We start from the raw sequence: 677 nt of genomic DNA, 5'->3' as shown, positions 1-677 counted from the left end.
TGAGGTCAGCGTATTTTCCGCAGTCGCCATGGCCTTCTCAGAGGACCACCCTTCATGGGCCTGATTTGTTACCAGCTCAAGCCCCGGGTTCGCTTCGACAATCTCCAACACACCGCTGCTCATGGCAATCGCGTTAGAGTCGCCGGGTTGACCTTGAATCAGGGCGATCTTGCCGGACACCTCTCCGTTCTTCTCCTGCAACCATTCGACCATGGCTTCGCCTTGCAGGCGACCCACGGCCCAGCTGTCTTGCATCACCATCGCATCCAGCGGCCCGTCCACAAGCATCGAGTCATACCCGACAACGCGCACACCTTCGCTGTTTGCCATGCTGACCATGCTACCAGCAGTACCGGTATTCACCGGCTGCAACACGATGACATCTGCTCCCTTGGCGAGCATGTTTTCAAACTTAGCCAGCTGGGTCAGCTCGTCATTGTTCGCTGAATCAAAGATAACTTCGGCGCCCAGTTCCTCAGCTTTCGCAGTAAACGCGGCGCGGTCGCGCTTGTAGCGCTCTTCCTGCATGGTTTTCAGCAGAAAGCCAATTTTGACATCGCCTGCAAACGCTGTCCCGGCAGTTAGTGCGACAGCGGCGACAGACAGCAAGGCGGCTCTACGGGTAATGGTCTGCAAAAGGGACATATTTCCTCCAGTGTATGTTCCTTGGCTGCCGG

1 protein-coding gene is annotated in these 677 nt (G+C 56.6%); it reads right to left on the bottom strand.

Annotation, left to right across the window (positions count from 1 at the left end):
• Nucleotides 1-645 (bottom strand): substrate-binding domain-containing protein (locus ACR0C6_RS21830; protein WP_480621254.1); only part of this gene is annotated, 645 nt, incomplete at its 3' end.
• Nucleotides 646-677: the final 32 nt, after the last annotated feature.

It is taken from the genome of Ruegeria sp. AL12, assembly GCF_056540885.1.
The sequence above is the reverse complement of the archived record's forward strand: the minus strand, read 5'-3'. Positions and strand labels throughout refer to the sequence as shown.